Here is a 16676-nt window from a genome sequence, read left to right on the forward strand (position 1 = left end):
CCTATGTTCGACAGCGTGCTGATTGCCAATCGCGGCGAGATTGCCCTGCGGATCTTGAGGGCCTGCCGCGACCTTGGGCTTAGAACCATTGCCATCCACTCGGAAGCCGATCGCAGTCTGCGCCATGTGGCGCTGGCCGACCAGGCCTTGTGCATCGGGCCGGCACCTGCGGCGCGGAGTTATCTCGACAGTGCTGAAATCCTGCTTGCCGCGCAACTGACGGGAGCCGGTGCCATCCACCCGGGCTACGGCTTCCTGTCGGAGAATGCCGGCTTCGCCGAAATGGTCGAACAGGCCGGCCTCACCTTCGTCGGCCCGCCGTCTGCGGCGATCAGGGTGATGGGCGACAAGGTCGCCGCCAAGCGGGCGATGATCGCCGCCGGCGTGCCCTGCGTGCCGGGGCCGGACAGTGCCCTGCCGCAGGACCCGGCCCGCATCGCGGCTATCGGCGCGGAAACCGGCTATCCGCTGATCGTCAAGGCATCGGGCGGCGGCGGCGGGCGCGGCATGCGGATCGTCCGCGATCCCGACGCCCTCATCGGGGCGGTCCAGATGGCGCGTGAGGAGGCTGGGCGGGCGTTCGGCAATCCGGAAGTCTATGTCGAGCGCTTCCTCGAATTTCCGCGCCATGTCGAGATCCAGGTTCTGGCCGACAGTCATGGCAATGCCATCCATCTGGGCGCCCGCGACTGCTCGATCCAGCGTCGTCACCAGAAGCTGATCGAGGAGGCGCCGCCACCGGGCATAGATCCGGCCGCCATCGACGCGATCGGCCGGCGCTGCGCGGCGGCGTGTCTCGCCATCGGCTATCGCGGCGCCGGCACCTTCGAGTTTCTCTATGAGGACGGCGCGTTCTACTTCATCGAGATGAACACGCGCGTCCAGGTCGAGCATCCCGTTACCGAAGAGATCACCGGCGTCGACATCGTGCGCGAACAGTTGCGCATCGCCATGGGCGAGAGGCTCGAGGTCGCGCAGGACGACATTCGCTTCGACGGCCATGCCATCGAATGCCGGATCAATGCGGAGCACGCCTTCAACTTCACGCCTTCGCCGGGAAAGGTCAGGCAGTTCATCGCGCCGGGCGGGCCCGGCGTACGGCTCGATACCCATCTTTATCCGGGCTATGAGATTCCGCCGAATTACGACTCGCTCATCGGCAAGCTGATCGCGCATGGGCCGACGAGGGATGCCGCAATCGCCCGCATGCGCCGGGCGCTGGGCGAGCTCGCCATCGAGGGCGTGGAGACGTCGCGTCTGCTTCACCTGTCGCTGCTCGACGAACCCGGCTTTTCTGCCGGCGGCTTCGACATCCATCATCTCGAGCGGCTGATGGCCGGAGGCTTCGGGAGGTCATGATGGGGAGCGAATGGATCGAAGCCGTGATGGATCTGATGCGGCGCCACGGTATTGCGGAATTCGAATACGAGGATGCCGACCGGCATTTCGTGGCGAGCGAGGGCGCGATCCTGGAGGTCGACCAGCCCTTGAACCAACCGATATTTCACCAACCGGACCATGCGCCCCGCGCCGGCGAAACGCTTCTCGCTCCGCATATCGGCATGTTCCGCGCCACCCACCCCCTCGACGCGGATGCTGCCGCGCTGCCCCGACTGGTCAGACGCGGCGAAATCATCGGTTATCTCAAGGCAGGCGCCCTACTGCGCCCGGTCCTTGCGCCGTCGGATTGCGTGCTGTCGCGGCAGTTGGCTGACGAGGGCGTGCTGGTGGGCTACGGTACAGCCCTATTCGAACTGCACACCGCCCGGCCTTGAGAGCGCTTCGGCCCTCAAGGCCGTGACGGGATCAAGGCAGTCCCGGCAGCGCCGATCGTGTTGCCGGCGGAATTGCCGAGCTGGAGCCATTGCTGGCCGTAGTTGCGCCGTGTCCGCGGGTCGAAGATCGAGATCGGCGCGCTGATCACCGTGCTTGCAGCCTGGCCCACAGTCGTACCGGCTCCGACCGCCACCGCGCCGAGGCTCTCGCCGAGACCGACGGCAGAGTCGGTCACCGCCTGGCCGGCAATCAGCCGGTCGCCGATGAGGCGCACGACCTCGGGGCTCTCGGCAAACTTGCCGTGATTGAGCGGATCGCCGGATTTCAATTTGGTCAGGTCGAGAACGGTGATCCCGGCCGCCTCCAGCTGGCTGCGATAGGGCTCGGTGCTGGGGTCGATGTGGCCAAGGCGCTCGACATTGCCGGAAATGCGCTTCGACAAGGTGAGGGCCCGGTCGTCGCGCGAGACGAACAGGGTGAAATGCGGCGCCTTGCCGCCAAAGGACTGGTATTGCTGTCCAAAGACATCGACGTCGAGATCGGGGGCGGCCAGGATGACATTGCTGATCTTCGGATCGATCCGGCCGTTGCGGATCGCCATCTGGCGCAGCGCCTCGACCGCGAGCCATGTGCCCATGGAATGGGCCATCACCGTCACTTCGCCGACCGCCGGATTGCGGGCGATCTGCGTCAGCAGGTCCTCCAGCGCGTCGCGGGAATAATTGGTGCTTTCCTTGTCGAAATTATAGTCGAAAAGCGAGCCGCGCGACGGCCAGGTGAATACCACCGGCACGACATCGGCCTTGGAATCGTGGACGATCTGGGCGAAGCGATAGACGGCTTCCTCATAGAGGTTGTTGAAGCCATGGACGAAGACGAGCACGCGCCGGCTCTTCGGAACATGGGTCTTGAGCCAGGCCTCGCCCTCCTTCTCGTCGGCGATCGGATCGACCGCGACCGTGGTGAAGTCCTTCTGCGGATCGGCAGGGAGGCGCTTCGGCCACTGGACCTGGCCGATCTCGCGCTGGCCATCGGGGGGGATCGAAATCGTCACCGCATCGATCATCAGGCCGGTGCCGCGCTCGCCGGTAAAGAGGATCGCCTTGTCTTCAGCCGGCGCCCGCGTCGTCGCGGCGATCAGTTCGACCTTGGTCGTGCCGTCGGCCACGTGATTGGTGGGCTCCATCACGCCGATCGGCCGGCCGGCGCAAGCCGACACAGCCAGAAGGATGCCCGCCACCATCGCGGCGCGGCGGAAAGCCGCTGCTGTGCCTGCGCCCCTCGGCCGCGGTGATCCAGCCTTATCGATGCAATGCGGATCCACGACTTCTCCAACGCCCAGGCTTGACAGCTACGCCTGGCGTCATACCGGGCTTCACGCCCGGTTTCCAGTCCCTCGCCGACAGGGCTCAGTGACCGGGCGTCAGGCGGAGGCGAGTTGCCCGCGGGCCCAGTCGATGATCTGCCGGGCCGACATGGCGCCGGAGACCCGGCCGACCTCACGCCCGCCCTTATAGAGCAGCATGGTCGGGATGCCGCGAATGCCGAGCCGCGAAGCCAGTTGCGGCTCGTTTTCCGAATTCAACTTGATCAGCCGCACCTCGGGCTCCAGGACGCCGGCGGCCTCCGCGAAGGCCGGCGCCATCATCCGGCATGGGCCGCACCACGGCGCCCAGACATCGACCAGGACCGGAATGTCGCTGCGGCCCATCTGCTTGTCGAACGACGCCGCGTCGACATCGGCCGGATGCGCATCGAACATGGCGTGACCGCACTTGCCGCAGCGGGCCTCGGAAGCCGGACGATCGGCAACCAGGCGGTTGACGGCAGAACACTGCGGACAAACGATCTTTTTGTCTTTTTGCATCTTGCGTATCCCTACTGTTTCAAGCCCCATCGGGTGAGGTCACTGGCTTGACAATATATTCGGAATAACGTAGATACGCAAGAATGAAAGTTGACCCGGACTCCATGCAGGATGCCGCCGACGATGCGAGCGAGTTGCTGAAGGCGCTCGCGAACCGTCACCGGTTGCTCATTCTCTGCCAACTGATCGACGGCGAGCGTTCGGTCGGCCAACTCGCCGAATTCCTGGGCATTCGCGACTCGACGGTCTCGCAGCATCTGGCGCTTCTGCGCCGCGACAGGATCATCGCCGGCCGCCGGGATGGGCAGACCATCTGGTATCGGATTGAAAGCGAGCCGGCGCGCAATGTCATCGCCGCGCTCTACGGCAGCTTCTGCGCCGTCTAGACCGGACCACCGCCAACCGCACCCCAGCCAGCAGGCCCCAGGATGAGCGACCCGCCTCAGGCGGGCCGCATCGTGCCCTTGTCGCGCAGGTTCGCATGCCAGGAGAAGGCCTCCTCGAGCACATGCGGCGTGTGACCGCCCCGCTTGACGGCGCGATCGTAATAATCCTGCAAGGCATCGCGATAGGCTTCGTCGACGCAATTGGCGATGATCACCGCCGCCCGTTCGCGCGGCGCAAGGCCGCGCAGATCCGCCAGACCGACTTCCGTCACCAGGATGTCGGTATCGTGCTCGGTGTGGTCGACATGGCTGACCATCGGCACGACGGAGGAGATCGCGCCGTTCTTGGCTGTGGACTTGGTGACGAAGATCGACATGAAGGCGTTGCGGGCGAAGTCGCCCGAGCCGCCGATACCGTTCATCATGTGGGTGCCGCCGACATGGGTCGAATTGACATTGCCGTAGATGTCGAACTCGAGCGCGGTGTTGATACAGATGAGGCCGAGACGCCGGATCACTTCCGGATGATTGCTGATCTCCTGCGGGCGCAGCATCAGGTGGTGCTTGTACTCGGCCAGACGCGGCAGGACCTTCCGATACATTTCCGCCGACAGCGTGATCGATGAACCGGAGGCGAAGGTCAGCTTGCCCGAATCGATCAGCTCGAAGGTCGAATCCTGCAGCACCTCGGAATACATCTTCAGGTCATGGAAGGGCGTGTCGATGAAACCGTGCAGGACCGCATTGGCGATCGTGCCGATGCCGGCCTGCAGCGGCTGCAGTTCGTAGCCCAGGCGGCCCTGCTTGACTTCGTTGACGAGAAATTCCGTCAGGTGGCCGGCGATCGCGCGGGTATCGTCGTCCGGCGGCAGGATGCTGGCCGAGCTGTCGTGCTTCTCCGAAACGACGATCGCGACGATCTTTTCCGGCGGGATCGGAATGAAAGGCAGCCCCACCCGGCTTTCCGGCGTGACGACCGGGATCGGCATTCGGGTCGGCCGGCGCGACGGAATGTAGATATCGTGCAGCCCCTCGAGCGAGACCGGCTGCGACAGGTTCAACTCGACGATGACCTTGTCGGCGAGGATGGCGAAGCTGGCCGAATTGCCGACCGATGTGGTCGGCACGATGCCGCCGCTCTCGGTGATGGCGACCGCCTCGATGACGGCAATGTCCACCGGCTTCAACTGCTGGGTGCGCAATTGCTCCACGGTTTCGGACAGGTGCTGGTCGATGAACATCACCTCACCGGCATTGATCGCCTTGCGCAGCCCCGGATCCGACTGGAAGGGGATGCGACGCGCCGTGACATGGGCCTCGGCCAGGGTCTTGTCGAGATCATTGCCGAGCGAGGCGCCGGTCATCAGCGTGATCTTCAACGGATGCGACCTGGCCCGCTCCGCCAAGGCCATCGGCACAGCCTTTGCCTCGCCGGCGCGGGTAAAGCCGCTCATGCCGACCGTCATGCCGTCCTTGATGTAGGCCGCGGCCTCCTCGGCGCTGACCAGCTTGTCGAGCAGCGGCTTAAATCTGATCCGGTCACGCAACATAATGATCCTCATGAGACAACGCATTGACCCGATCTTGCTCGGTCGGGCGGAGGCCATGGCTTAACGGCCCCCGGCGGGAGAACGCAATCATTCTTCCGTCGCATCGCGCGCGCGTCTGCCATGCGATTCTCGCATGGCTAGAGCCTCGGGCGAGACGCGTGGAGACGGCACGCCGACCGTCCGTTCCAATTCGGCCAGATTGTGTCGGGCGCCTACCCAACCCTGGCTGATGGGAGCATCGGAAAACGCAGAAAGAACGGCCTAGGCCGATTATGGCGGAGCACAGATTGACCGAATATCCTTGTCGCGAGAGAGTGCCCTCATGGATCGTCTGCTGAAAAGGCCGAAACGCGCGACGGAAGGATGGCTCAGGTGCGTCTGCGCCGCGGCCGTTCTCCTTGCGGTGGGCGTTGCGCCGACCTGGGCGGAAGAGGGTACGAGCACCTTTCCATCCACCGAGGAAGGCCTCGACGAGATGTTTCCGCCGGTGCCGGAGGATGCCTATCCGATGTCGGACCCGGAGCCTCCGCCGGAGATATTCGGGCCGTTCATGCCCCCTCCACTGGCCGGCACATCCGATCGCCCGGTTCGTGACGACCGCTCCGTGGAGCAGCGCATCGCTGACTCCGCAAAGCACCAGAACGCGATCATCGAACAGATCAAGGCGCTGCTGAAGCAGAGCAATGTTTCTATCGTTCCGCCACCGTCCTACGAACTTGAATGCAACGAAGATCCGGTCGTCGAACTCCTGACCGAGCAATTGGTCCAGTCGTATGTGAAGCAGGGCGGCGATCCGGAACTGGGCCTTCTCGAACAACTGATCACGGTGCGCAGGGAGCTTGCCATGCTCGGCGTCGAGCCGGCCGACAGCTACCAGGCGCAACTCGCCAATCGGCTGCTGGTGAAAGCGCAGACACTGATCAAGACCTATGGCAGCCAGCGCGACAAGGTCCTGGCGATCCTTGGCCTCGCCCACAAGGCCGCCAATGTGCTCCAACTGCTCGGAGATTCGGCGATCGAGCAGAAATTTTTCGGCGAGATCACCGGATGGCTGTCCAAGCTCGTCCCGGACATGCTCAAGGACATCAGGACGCAGCATGACTACCGGCTGGTCAATGCGGTCTTCACCCTGACCCGCGTGATCAACTCGTCCGGGAAGCTGAGCGGACAGGCGGACCCCAGCGAGATCCTGCGGCAGATCGAGGAGGCGATGCGTTTCGACCTCTCGCTGGCGCTCGAGGCGTCGGGCGGGGCCCACGAGTGGTCTCTCAAGAGCGAGTTCGCGCTCACCCCGACGCTGGCTGCCGGCAAGAACAAGCTCCTCCAGCTGATGTATGTCGGCGAGGGACAGGGAACCTATGCCAGTTACGCCTACAAGAACGGCACACAGACGATGCAAGCCCCGGATTTCCCGGTGATGGCCAAGGTCACGGACTTCGATCCCTGCAAAGGCACAGCGGTGCTCTTTCTCGACCGTTTCTTTGCGCAGGAGGGCGAGACCTATCTGCGGAAGGACACGACAAACAAGGCACCTATCGTCTGGGCGGCCTTCGCCAACGTCTTTCGGGCGCAACAGGTCGACCAGGGGTTCGAATTCGAGCTGCCGGTGAAGACAAAAACCGAAAAGGCGGTCGATACCGTCTTTGATCAGAGCGCCAAGGGCTTCACCGGGAAGTTCACGGTGAAGCTGACCCACAAGCCTCAGTGAGAGGTTATTGAGCCATGACCGGCCCGGCGCCGACGTCGGCTCACAGCTAGCCGCACGGCGTCAAAAGCGCCAAGCAATCCATAAATCTGATTGAAGGAAAATGGCGCACCCGAAGAGATTCGAACTCCTGACCCCCAGATTCGTAGTCTGGTGCTCTATCCAGCTGAGCTACGGGTGCGTACCGGCCCGACTGTCGTCGGCGGCGTGGCGATCCTCTAAAACGTGCCGCGCAGGATTGCAAGCACCTTTCGGAAAAAAGAGTCATTTTGCCGTCACATGCGTCAGCCGACCGCGTCAATCGACTGCGGATCGTGACGATCGCCGGGTCAGGCGCGGGCCCGCCAATCGTCCAGCGCCACGGGGCGATCGGGGATTTCGATGCGGAATAGCGTGCCCGGTCCCGGCTTTTCCACAAGGGCGATGGTGCCGCCATGGGCGAGCACGAGTTCGCGGGCGATCGCCAGGCCGAGACCGATGCCGCCCGAGCGAGCCGACCCGCGGAAGGGGGTGAACAGGTTTTCCCGCGCCTTGGCCGGCAGTCCGGGGCCGGTGTCGTCGATGGTGATGGCGACGACGCTGCCGATGCGCTGGGCGGACAGGGAAATGCGACGCAGGGCGCCCGGATCATCGATGCCGTGATTGGCCAGCGCCTGCACGGCGTTGCGGCAGATGTTGTGGATGACCCTGAACAATTGTTCGCTGTCGGCCTCGACCTCGATGTCGCCGGCAACCATGTCGACGAAATCGATCCCGCTTTCGGGGTCGATTGCAAGAATGTCGCGCACTTCCTGGCAGACGTCCGCCAGCCGGAAGCGGCGGCGCCTGGGCTCGGCTTCGGATGCCTGCCCGAAGGCGAGAACCTCGTTGGTATAGCCGACAGCCCGGTCGATGGTGCGGACCAGCTTGGGCGCGAAACCCTTGACCATCGGATCATCGACATCGACGAGGCGGTCGGACATCAGCTGCGCCGAGGCGAGAATATTGCGCATGTCGTGATTGATCTTCGACACCGCCAGTCCGAGATCGGCAAGATTGCGCTGCTGTTTCAGTGTCTTCTGCAACTGTTCCTGCATCATCGCGAGGTGCCGGCCGGCGAGCGCGATCTCGTCGTCGCCGGGCGCGGGCGCCAGAATGCGGGCCGGATCCTCCGGATTCTCGGCAAAGGACTGCATGCTCCGCGTCAGCCGGCGCATCGGCCTGATCATCATGCGGTTGATGGCGATATAGATCAGCGAGGCGGTGATGAGCGAAATCATCAGCGATACGGAAAAGACGTTGCGGGCATAGGCCAGCATGGCCTGCCTAAGGCTCCTCTCCTCCATCACCAGTTCGATGATCATGTCGCTTTCGCCGACAGGTCCGTAGACGCGCAGCACGCGGTCGCCGCCGAGCAGCAGCGTATAGAGCGCATCGCCGATCGACTGCAGGGCCGGCACATCGGACAGATCATATTGCGCATCGACCTGCGGCGGCATGCCGTCGACCGCCAGAAGCCGCGATGTCCCGTCCTTGCGCAGCACGATCGCCTTGGTGCCGGTCGCCATCAGCGTGTCATCCTGGACGGCGCGCGGCAGTTCGGCCGGCTGCAGCCCGTCAATCACCACGCCGGCGGCGGCGGCGGTGTTCAGTCGGTCTTCCAGCCAGCGCAGGCGCATGGAGGCGACCGACGGCACGAAGATCAGCACCTCGGCGAGCATGACGAAAGCCATGGTCAGCCACAGAAGCTTGCCCGACAGGCCGCGCAGCCGATGCGGCATGACCGGTGGCTTCGTCGATCCGGCTTGCCGACCGCTTTCGGTCAGTCGCGCCATCGTCCCCTCCCGTCGTTCCCGTCCAGACCGGGCGCTGCTGCGAACAGTCGGACACGTCAAAGTGCAACTATATTAGCGGACATCGAGAATTTGGCCAATGGCATCGCGGGCGAGGTCATGGGGCGTCTCTCGTCAAGCGACCGCGGACGCGGAAACGCCGCGACCCTGAGGTCGCGGCGCCCAAAAATCGGTTCTGGCGGCAGATCAGAACTCTTCCCAGCTTTCCGTTTCCTGGACCCTGGCGGTGGCGGCCCGGCCACCACTGAAGGCCTTTGCCACGGAACCCATCATCTGGCGGGCCGGCGACGGGGCAGGCTTGTGCTGGGAAGGCTTGGCGACGACGGGGGCCGCATGGGACCGCCCTTCCTCGCCGATGCGGAACTGGGCGACGAGGCCGGCCAGACCATTGGCTTCGCCCGACAGCCTGTGGGTGGCCGCCGAGGTTTCCTCGACCATGGCCGCATTCTGCTGGGTCACCTGGTCCATCTGGTTCATCGCGGTGGCAACCTCGGCCAGACCGGTCGACTGTTCCTTGGCGGCCGAGGCGATCGAATGGATATGGTCGTTGATCTTGAGGACGCGGGCCTCGATCTCCGACAAGGCCTCGCCGGTACGCTGCACCAGCTTGACACCGCCGGACACTTCCTCGCCCGACTTGGTGATCAGCGCCTTGATGTCCTTGGCCGCGTTGGCGGAGCGCTGAGCGAGCTCGCGCACCTCCTGGGCAACGACCGCGAAGCCCTTGCCGGCGTCCCCGGCGCGGGCCGCCTCGACGCCCGCATTCAGGGCCAGGAGGTTGGTCTGGAAGGCGATTTCGTCGATCACGTTGATGATTTGCGAAATCTCGCGGGAGGCCTGCTCGATGCGGCCCATGGCGCTGACCGCGTCGGAGACGACGATCGCCGACTGGGCCGCGCTCTCCTTGGCTTCGCTGACCATCTGGCTGGCTTCCTGGGTCCGCTCGCTCGAGCCGCGCACCACGACGGTGATCTGGTCGAGGGCGGCCGAGGTTTCTTCCAGTGCGGCGGCCTGCTGTTCCGTGCGCTTGGCGAGATCGTTGGTCGCCGTGGTCATTTCATCGGTGTTGCCGTTGATGGTGTCCGTCTTGGTGCGGATATCCTTCATCGTCTGGCGCAGGCGCTCGAAGGTCGCATTGACATTGGTCTGCAGCTCGGCAAAGGCGCCGCGGAACTCGCCCCGCATGCTCTGCGTCAGGTCGCCGGACGACAGGCTGGCAATGACCCTGCGCGTTTCGGAAATGCCCTGATCGACCGAGGACAGCAAGGCGTTGATGTTGGCCGCGAACTGGTTGAGGTTGGCGTCTCCGTAGTCCTTGTCGATGCGCTGGCCGAAATCGCCGGCGGCGGCGGCCGCGACAACGACAGACATGCTCGACTGCAGATCGTCGCTCTTGGCGCGCATCGCGCTCTCCTGGGCGTTCATCCGCTGCACGGCCAGACCATTCTGCTTGAACACCGCGACGGCGGCGGCCATTTCGCCGATTTCGTCGGCGCGGCCCTCATAGGGGATATCCGTGTCAAAATCGCCGTCGGCCACCTTGTTCATCGCCGCGGTGACGTTGCGGATCGGCCGGCTCAGATGGTTGACGCCGATGTGGATACCGAGGCCGGCGCCGACCAGGACAGCAACGGCCGTAAAGCCCGTGATCAACGAGAGCATCAGGGCGCGGAACGCGTCGAGCGAGCTCATCAGCTCGGCCAGCTTGGCCTTGTCGGCGTCGACCACGGCATCGATCTCGGCCTGGAAGGCCTTGCGGTTGGCGCGGTTGCCTTCATTATTGCCCTGCTCATTGGCGGCGGGAGGCCCGACCTCCCGACCCAGACGGACCGTTTCGGAGCGGAACTGGCGGAACTCGGCCGCACGCGCCGTCATCGCGTCAAAGGCCGCGAGTTGCTCCTGCGGCACCAGAGGCTTCCAGCGGGCAAGGACCTCGTCCATCAAGTCGAGGTTCTTCATCAACCCCTTGGCGAAGCCCTCGGCCTTTTCGCTGCTGGCGGCACCATAAATGCCGCGCGCCTCCATCACGACGCCGGTCACCAGACGGTTCAACCGTTCACCGAGATAGACGCGCTCGGAGGCGACGCCCACTTCATGGGACTTCGCCCCATACTGCGTCGTCACGAAAATCCCCATCGCCCCGATGAGCACAGCCGCCAAACCGAGTATTGCCACCAATGTATAGATCTTGCCGCTGACTTTCACGGACTTGCTCCTCAAACAGAAGGGAGCCTGATCTGACCCCCGGATATTGAGGAATTTAGCAATCGCACGTTAACGAACCATTGATTGCTAAACTAAGGCTGTTTCACCCCCTTTGCCCCGCGTCGGATTTGCGAAGGGACGGCATTACCGGGATTTCTTCTGGAAACTCCCGCTCGGGGGAGCGCCACTGACCGACCACGGGCGCAAAAGCCTTCGTCAAGGCAACCGAACGTGGTTAATTACGGATTGTTAGTTTTCGCCTAGCCTTTCGTCACAGGCCGCGACGGCGGCATGAGCGGTAATTGACTCGCGGCGTCTTCGTCCGTATAAGCCGCGCACGTCCGGACCGAAAAACCCGCAACGACGGGTGGAAAGCCGTGCGCAATCCAACGCTCTTGCAGAAATGCAAACCCAAGAAGGGCCGCACACCGCGGTATTAAATAAATGACGAAGCGTACCTTTCAACCTTCCAAGCTTGTTCGCAAGCGCCGCCACGGCTTCCGTGCGCGTATGGCCACCAAGGGCGGCCGCAAGGTTCTCGTTGCTCGCCGCGCTCGCGGTCGCAAGCGTCTCTCGGCCTAAAGGCCGGGTTTGCCCGGGACCGGGCGAATGACTGAAACCAAAAAGAAACAAACTGTCGGGCGGCTGAAAAGCCGGCCGCAGTTTCTTGCCGTTCGCGCCGGCGAAAAGCGCAAGGGCGGGTTGTTCCTCCTCGAGGTTCTCGACCGTCAGCAGCCCGACACCGAGCCCAGGGTCGGTTTTACCGTTACCAAGAAGCATGGCAACGCCGTCGAGCGCAACCGCATGCGCCGCCGCCTGAAAGAGGCGGTACGACTGAATGCGGCGTTTGCAATGCAGCCCGGACACGACTATGTCATTGTCGCCCGCAGGGAGGTGCTCAATGCACCCTTTGCGCGGATTGCCGCGCAATTGGCCGAACGGATCAAGACCAGACCAAAACACTTACGGTCCCCCGCGACCGATTCCAGGAAAGTATGATGCAAAACAACCGCAATTACTTCATCGCGATTGCCCTGTCTGTGCTGATCGTCCTCGGCTGGCAGTATTTCATCATGGGTCCCCGGATCGAAGCCCAGCGGGTGGCTGAAGAGGCACGCCTTGCCCAGCAGGCCCAGACGACCCAGGCGCAGACGGACACCGGCGCCCCTGCGGGCAGCGTCTCCGGCAACCTGCCGGGCAGCAGCGCCCAGGCGACCGCCGAGACCAACCGCGAAGAGGCGATCGGCAAGTCGGAGCGCGTGGCGATCGACACCCCGGCGCTTGCCGGCTCGATCAACCTGTCCGGCGCCCGCTTCGACGACCTGAAGCTCAAGGAATATCGCGAGACCGTCGACCCGACGAGCCCGATCATCACGCTGTTCAACCCGGCCGACACCAAGGACGGCTATTTCACCGAACTGGGCTACATCGCCGGCGAGAATGCCGGTGCGGTTCCCGGTCCTTCGACCCCCTGGACGCTCGCCGAAGGCGACAAGCTGACCCAGGCGACACCCGTCACGCTCTCCTTCACCAACGAGACGGGCCTGACCTTCCTGCGCAAGATCTCCGTCGACGAGCACTACATGTTCACCGTCGAGGACACGATCAAGAATGCCGGCATCGCCGCCGCTTCGGTCGCGCCCTATGGCCGCATCACCCGCTACAACAAGCCGACCACCGCTTCCGTCTACGTTCTTCACGAGGGCTTCCTCGGCATCATCGGCGCGACTGGCAGCCTCACCGAGCAAAAGTACGGCGACGTTGAAGAAGAGGCGGTTACAAACGAGAAGGCAACGGGCGGCTGGATCGGCGTCACCGACAAGTATTGGGCAGCGGCTCTCGTGCCGCCACAGTCGATCGCATACGACTCCCGCTTCTCCCACTTCACCGACGGCCAGCCGCGCTACCAGGCCGACTTCAAGAATGATGCTGTTGCGGTCGCCCCTGGACAAGAAACAAGTCTTAAAACGCTGGTTTTCGCCGGCGCCAAGGAAGTGCGGGTCGTAAACGGTTACGCGCTTGACGATTCCTGGTTTGGAACTCTCTTCGCAAGCCTGCGTGGCGGCAATGCCGCTGATGTGCAGAGCTACGAAGTTCCCCGATTTGACCTCCTGATCGACTGGGGATGGTTCTGGTTCTTCACCAAGCCGATGTTCCAGCTCATGGACTTCTTCTTCCGTCTGGTCGGCAATTTCGGCGTCGCCATCCTGCTGACCACCATCGTCGTCAAGGCGATCTTCTTCCCGCTGGCCAGCAAGCAATATGCCTCCATGGCCAACATGAAGCGCATGCAGCCGAAGATGGAAGAGCTCAAAGCCAAGCACGGCGACGACAAGATGGCGCTGCAGCAGGCGATGATGCAGCTCTACAAGGAGGAGAAGATCAACCCGGTGGCCGGCTGCTGGCCGGTGCTCTTGCAGATCCCGGTGTTCTTCGCCCTCTACAAGGTCATCTACGTCACCATCGAAATGCGCCACGCGCCGTTCTTCGGCTGGATCCAGGACCTGTCCGCGCCGGACCCGACGACCTTCATCAACCTGTTCGGCCTGCTGCCGTTCGAAGGCCCGACCTTCCTGCATCTCGGCGTCTGGCCGATCATCATGGGCATCACCATGTGGTTGCAGATGCGCATGAACCCGACCCCGCCGGACCCGACCCAGGCGATGCTGTTCAACTGGATGCCGCTGATCTTCACCTTCATGCTCGGCACCTTCCCGGCCGGCCTGGTCATCTACTGGGCCTGGAACAACACGCTGTCGATCGCCCAGCAGTCGATCATCATGAAACGCCAGGGCGCCAAGATCGAACTGTTCGACAATATCAAGGGCATGTTCCGGCGAAAGCCCGCCAAGACCAAGTAGTCCCCGAAAGCCCCGGCCAGTCCGGGGTTTTCTTTTATGACCGCCACACGCACGAGCTCCGATGACCGCCCTACGCTCTTCGCCCGTCCCCGCCGCCCGCTCCTGGCTCGGCATTGCCCTGGTGCTCGGCTCCGCCCTGGCCTGGAGCTATGGTGGGGCGATCCAGCGCTTCATCGGCCTCAACGATGGCTGGGCGATCGTCTTCTGGCGCTGCCTGTTCGGCGGCCTGTTCCTGCTGGCCTTCATGCTGATCCGTGACGGGTTTGCCGGAACGGTCCGGCTGTTTAGGGCGATGGGATGGCCCGGATTGATGGTCGCAATCGGCTTTGCCGCCGTTTCGACCTGCTTCGTGCTCGCCGTCAGCATGACGGCGGTTGCCAATGTCGTGCTGTTCATGGCGGGCATCCCGCTGTTTGCGGCGCTGCTTGCCCGCGTGGTGCTCGGCGAACCGATTACCGCCGTGACCTGGGGCGCCATCGGCGCCGTGATCATCGGCGTGGCGATCATGGTGTCTGCATCGATCGGCGAAGGCGGCTCTCTGCTCGGGCTCGCCCTTGCGGCCTCCATCCCCGTCATCTTCGCCTGCATGACGGTGCTGACGCGGCGTCACCCGGATATCCGCATGACGCCGGCCGCCAGCACGGGGTGCTTCATCGCGGCCGCGATTGCGGCCACCCAGGCCGGTGCATTTGCCGTCGGCGCTCAGGATCTTGCCTTGCTGTTTGCCTTCGGCGCGCTGAACCTCGGGCTCGGCATGGCCATGTATGTGACGGGCGCCCGCATGATCCCGTCGGCGCTTGCAGCACTGCTTGGCACGGCGGAGATGATCCTTGCCCCGGTGTGGATGGTTCTCCTGCATCAGGAGGTTCCCTCCGGCCGGACGATGATCGGCGGAGCTATCGTCCTTGCGGCCCTGTTCACCTATCTTATCGGCCACAGTCGCCGCGATCCGGGACCGCACAGGCCGCCCGCGTCTTGACTTTGCCGGCCAAAACCCGGATTTCACAGGGCATGCGAAAGGCCATCCCATGACAAGCAACAACCAGAAGACCGATCAGCCTCTGTTCGGCCGCCCATGGATCTTCATCCGCGGCGTGCCGTCGATGAAATTCCTGCCCCCCGAAGGCCCGCTCGAAGTGGCCTTTGCCGGCCGTTCGAATGTCGGCAAGTCGTCGCTGATCAACGCACTGGTCGGTCACAAGGGCCTGGCCCGCACATCCAACACGCCGGGCCGGACCCAGGAGCTCAACTATTTCGTTCCGGAAGGCTATTCGGGCGAGGCGGGCGACCTGCCGCCGATGGCGCTGGTCGACATGCCCGGCTACGGCTATGCCCAGGCGCCGAAGGAACATGTCGACGCCTGGACCAAGCTGGTTTTCGACTACCTGCGTGGCCGCGCCACGCTGAAGCGTGTCTATGTGCTGATCGACAGCCGCCACGGCATCAAGAAGAACGACGACGAAGTTCTCGATCTTCTCGACAAGGCGGCGGTGTCCTACCAGATCGTTCTGACCAAGACCGACAAGATCAAGGAAGCGGGCGTGCCGCGCCTGATCGCGGAGACGCTGGAGAAGATCAAGAAGCGCCCGGCCGCCTATCCCTTCGTCCTCGCGACCTCGTCGGAAAAAGGAAATGGCCTCGACGATTTGCGCGCGGCAATCCTCGAGGCCATCGGCCAGGCGACCTGACGCAGTACGCCCGGCCTATGCATTGCCCCGCCCGAGGCGGGGCAGGCGTGTGGCTCAGGCCTTCGGCAGCAGGACCTTGTCGATCACGTGGATCACGCCGTTCGACTGCTTGACGTCGGCGATGGTCACGGTGGCCACGCCGCCGGTCTCGTCGGTCAGCGTGATCTTGTCGCCGTCCATCTTGGCCTGAAGCATGCAGCCGCCGACCGTCTTGACCGGATGGGTGCCGCCGTCATCGGCGATCATCTTGCCGATGGCAGACGACATGGCGTCCGCCGCAACGACGTGGCAGGTCAGGACCTTGGTCAGCTGGTCCTTGTTCTCGGGCTTCAGCAGCGTATCGACCGTGCCGGCCGGAAGCGCGTCGAAGGCGGCGTTGACTGGAGCGAAGACCGTGAACGGACCTGCGCCCGACAGGGTCTCAACCAAGCCTGCAGCCTTGACGGCGGCGACCAGCGTCGTGTGATCCTTCGAATTGACGGCGTTTTCGACGATGTTCTTGTCTTCAAACATGGCGGCGCCACCGACCATCGGGTTTTCGGCGTGGGCGGCAAGGGTGCCGGCTGCGAGGGCTACGGCAAGGGTGAGCGGGCGAAGGGTGGTCTTGAACATTTCGGTTTCCTCTGTCCTGGTGTTCTCGATCCGTCCTCGGCGGCAGGATTGCCATCCGGGCGGTTGTTTCGATCCCGTTGTCGGGAACACTACAAAGGACGAGGGCTCGAGCGAGGAAGTTTCAGGTAGCGCGCAAAAATCCGAAGAAAAATTGTAAGAAACTGATATTAATAATCTTTTTCATTGGCTCCGGC

The 16676-nt window shown here is 63.6% G+C and carries 15 protein-coding genes and 1 tRNA gene; 9 read left to right on the top strand and 7 right to left on the bottom strand.

Translation table 11 applies throughout. From position 1 onward, the window contains the following. Positions 1-3: 3 nt before the first annotated feature. Positions 4-1359: an acetyl-CoA carboxylase biotin carboxylase subunit gene (gene accC / locus RHIZ70P_RS01460; protein WP_115668597.1), complete on the top strand. Its 1356-nt coding sequence runs from the start codon at positions 4-6 to the stop codon at positions 1357-1359. Further along, positions 1359-1775 (top strand): hypothetical protein, encoded by a 417-nt coding sequence (locus RHIZ70P_RS01465; protein ID WP_115668598.1) that lies wholly within the window; start codon positions 1359-1361, stop codon positions 1773-1775. Before accC ends, RHIZ70P_RS01465 begins: the two co-directional genes overlap by 1 nt. Before the next feature lie 14 nt (positions 1776-1789). Here RHIZ70P_RS01465 and RHIZ70P_RS01470 read toward each other — a convergent pair whose 3' ends face one another. Further along, entirely contained in the window at positions 1790-3019 is a 1230-nt protein-coding gene (locus RHIZ70P_RS01470) for an alpha/beta hydrolase (protein WP_115668599.1), read from the bottom strand. A 180-nt stretch (positions 3020-3199) separates the two neighbouring features. Next, a complete protein-coding gene (gene trxC, locus RHIZ70P_RS01475; RefSeq protein ID WP_115668600.1) occupies positions 3200-3643 on the bottom strand; it encodes a thioredoxin TrxC in 444 nt (147 codons plus the stop codon). Between the two features lie 83 nt (positions 3644-3726). Here trxC and RHIZ70P_RS01480 point away from each other — a divergent pair, with 83 nt between their 5' ends. After that, positions 3727-4029 carry an ArsR/SmtB family transcription factor gene (locus RHIZ70P_RS01480; protein ID WP_115668601.1) on the top strand — a complete coding sequence of 101 codons (303 nt, stop codon included), beginning with the start codon at positions 3727-3729 and terminating at the stop codon, positions 4027-4029. Positions 4030-4085: 56 nt separating this feature from the next. Here RHIZ70P_RS01480 and RHIZ70P_RS01485 read toward each other — a convergent pair whose 3' ends face one another. Beyond that, positions 4086-5579, bottom strand: coding sequence for an acetyl-CoA hydrolase/transferase family protein (locus RHIZ70P_RS01485; protein WP_115668602.1), 1494 nt, complete (start codon positions 5577-5579; stop codon positions 4086-4088). 322 nt (positions 5580-5901) lie between these two features. Here RHIZ70P_RS01485 and RHIZ70P_RS01490 point away from each other — a divergent pair, with 322 nt between their 5' ends. After that, positions 5902-7287 carry a hypothetical protein gene (locus RHIZ70P_RS01490; RefSeq protein WP_115668603.1) on the top strand — a complete coding sequence of 462 codons (1386 nt, stop codon included), beginning with the start codon at positions 5902-5904 and terminating at the stop codon, positions 7285-7287. Positions 7288-7388: 101 nt separating this feature from the next. Here the strand turns inward: RHIZ70P_RS01490 and RHIZ70P_RS01495 are convergent. The 3 genes from RHIZ70P_RS01495 to RHIZ70P_RS01505 form a co-directional block, all read right to left on the bottom strand. Then, a tRNA-Arg gene (locus RHIZ70P_RS01495) sits at positions 7389-7465 on the bottom strand. Positions 7466-7613: 148 nt separating this feature from the next. Further along, positions 7614-9044, bottom strand: a complete 1431-nt coding sequence (locus RHIZ70P_RS01500; protein WP_235842130.1) for a sensor histidine kinase — start codon at positions 9042-9044, stop codon at positions 7614-7616. Positions 9045-9302: 258 nt separating this feature from the next. Continuing rightward, the gene (locus RHIZ70P_RS01505; protein WP_115668605.1) at positions 9303-11321 is read right to left on the bottom strand and encodes a methyl-accepting chemotaxis protein; all 2019 of its coding nucleotides are present in this window, start codon (positions 11319-11321) and stop codon (positions 9303-9305) included. A 444-nt stretch (positions 11322-11765) separates the two neighbouring features. Here RHIZ70P_RS01505 and rpmH point away from each other — a divergent pair, with 444 nt between their 5' ends. The 5 genes from rpmH (at position 11766) to yihA (ending at position 15870) form a co-directional block, all read left to right on the top strand. After that, positions 11766-11903 (top strand): 50S ribosomal protein L34, encoded by a 138-nt coding sequence (rpmH, locus tag RHIZ70P_RS01510; RefSeq protein ID WP_115668606.1) that lies wholly within the window; start codon positions 11766-11768, stop codon positions 11901-11903. A gap of 27 nt (positions 11904-11930) precedes the next feature. Beyond that, a complete protein-coding gene (gene rnpA, locus RHIZ70P_RS01515) occupies positions 11931-12320 on the top strand; it encodes a ribonuclease P protein component (RefSeq protein WP_115668607.1) in 390 nt (129 codons plus the stop codon). Beyond that, a complete protein-coding gene (gene yidC / locus RHIZ70P_RS01520; protein ID WP_181903918.1) occupies positions 12317-14182 on the top strand; it encodes a membrane protein insertase YidC in 1866 nt (621 codons plus the stop codon). Before rnpA ends, yidC begins: the two co-directional genes overlap by 4 nt. A 61-nt stretch (positions 14183-14243) precedes the next feature. Continuing rightward, on the top strand, positions 14244-15161 hold the full coding sequence (locus tag RHIZ70P_RS01525) for a DMT family transporter (RefSeq protein WP_115668609.1): 918 nt from the start codon (positions 14244-14246) through the stop codon (positions 15159-15161). Between the two features lie 49 nt (positions 15162-15210). Further along, positions 15211-15870, top strand: coding sequence for a ribosome biogenesis GTP-binding protein YihA/YsxC (gene yihA / locus RHIZ70P_RS01530; protein ID WP_115668610.1), 660 nt, complete (start codon positions 15211-15213; stop codon positions 15868-15870). A gap of 54 nt (positions 15871-15924) precedes the next feature. Here yihA and RHIZ70P_RS01535 read toward each other — a convergent pair whose 3' ends face one another. Further along, entirely contained in the window at positions 15925-16482 is a 558-nt protein-coding gene (locus RHIZ70P_RS01535) for a fasciclin domain-containing protein (RefSeq protein ID WP_115668611.1), read from the bottom strand. Positions 16483-16676 lie beyond the last annotated feature (194 nt).

Source organism: Paenirhizobium selenitireducens ATCC BAA-1503, assembly GCF_900492185.1.
Taxonomy (GTDB): domain Bacteria; phylum Pseudomonadota; class Alphaproteobacteria; order Rhizobiales; family Rhizobiaceae; genus Allorhizobium; species Allorhizobium selenitireducens_A.